At 66.6% G+C, this 1,610-nt stretch carries 1 protein-coding gene; it reads right to left on the reverse strand.

From position 1 onward, the window contains the following. Window positions 1-543: 543 nt before the first annotated feature. On the reverse strand, window positions 544-1,610 hold a 1,067-nt coding region (locus tag BQ8420_RS27405; protein WP_143847597.1), incomplete at its 5' end, for an HNH endonuclease signature motif containing protein.

Genomic DNA, 1,610 nt, shown 5'->3' on the forward strand with positions numbered 1-1,610 from the left:
GTGACCTTGACCCGCACGGCACGGGCGGCGGTTGGCGGCTATCGGGGAAGGGGGAGGTGGGGTCAGGGCCCCAAAGGCAACGGCCCTTCGGGCCCCTGGGGGCCCTCACGGGCCGTCGGGCTTCGCCCGGTCCGGCCGCAGCCGGCCGGATTCCTGCCCCTCCGTCTGGTGTCCTCGTTGAGCGCGTCGCCATCACGTGGCCGGTTGGGTCACGAAGGGCCCGCTACAGGCCGGGCTCGGGGCAGGCCGCGTCCCAGCGGTAGCCAGCTCTGATGGAGGTGGGCCGGTCACTCCCCAGCACCGGTGCGGGTGCGGGGGTGGGTGTGCTGCCGAGACCCCCAACGGGAGCCACGTTGGCCCTTGGATATGGCTCCGGGCAGGGGGTTCGGTGTGCGGGCATGCCGATATCCCCACAAAGCACGGGGCCTTTGGGGTCTGACACCCAACCGGGGTGTTTTTCGAGAGGTGCGGGGGTTTCTGCTCCGGATTGACCGGTCAGAGTGGGGCGAGGTTTTCGCCTGGTGAAAGTGCGTGGTGGTGGTGTTAGAGGGCGGTGGCTGGTGCTGGGTCGCCCTCACCGCCCTCGTCCCCACCGGTCTCAGCTTCTTGGCGGTTCTGGGTGTGATGGTGCTCCCAGATCTGCTGATTCGCCTTCACCTGCAACCGGTGCTTGAGCCGGTTATGGGTGGCACACAGCAGCTGCATGTTGTCCGAGCTCGTCGCCCCACCCTGGGAGAAAGCGATGATGTGGTCGAACTGCGACCAGCTACGCGGCATGTCGCAGCCTTCGTGCCACTCGCAGTGGAACTCCTTGTACCCCGCCGCCTGGCGGACGGGGTCAGGGGCGCACCGCTGCTTCTGGCCCACGTCGAGCAGGGTTTTGCCTTCGGCGTCGGTCAGGAAGCGGCGCAACCAACTCTTCGGGGTGAGGCGGGAGACCATCTGGTCGGGAATGACCACCCCGTCCTCCGTGACAGCGGGTTCGGCGGTTTGGTCGCCGAGGTAGCGCTTCAAAGGCACGGTGATGTTCAACGTCACCACCGGCTTCGGCGCCTTCGCGCACTTGCGGTGGGCCAGGGCGGTCTCGAAGATCCGCATCATCGCGTCATACGTGCGCTGATGCTTCGGCACCGCCGCACTATCCGGACCATACGGCTCGGTGTAAGCGTCCAGGGCGGCCTGGATCAGCTGGTTATCCGCACCCGGCCCCCACATGCGCAGCAGGAACCCGCCTTCGAAGGTCGGCGAGAACTGGGCGCCACGGTTGTCGAAAGCCTCGTCGTAATCCCGGTCGGCCTTTTCGGGGTCCAGTTGGGCGACGAACCATTTCGCCGCGTCCCGCAACTGACGCACCGAAGCTTTCGGGCATTCCTTCTTATAAGCGATCAACCCGAACTCCAACCGGGCCCGAAAACCCTCCACGTCCGGGTGGTCGGCTTTGAACGCCTCATCGGCTGAGTCCAGGACCTTGGCCCACTCAGCGGTGGCTTTTTCGGTGGAGGTCGCGATCGCGCACGCTTCACCCAACGACAGGGTGCTGTCCCCAAACGCCTCATCCACCAACGGCAACTGCTGGCGGTGCACGGCGCGGGCCAGGGTGGCGAGGTTGC

The sequence above is a fragment of the Nocardiopsis sp. JB363 genome (assembly GCF_900143625.1).
Lineage (GTDB): Bacteria > Actinomycetota > Actinomycetes > Streptosporangiales > Streptosporangiaceae > Nocardiopsis.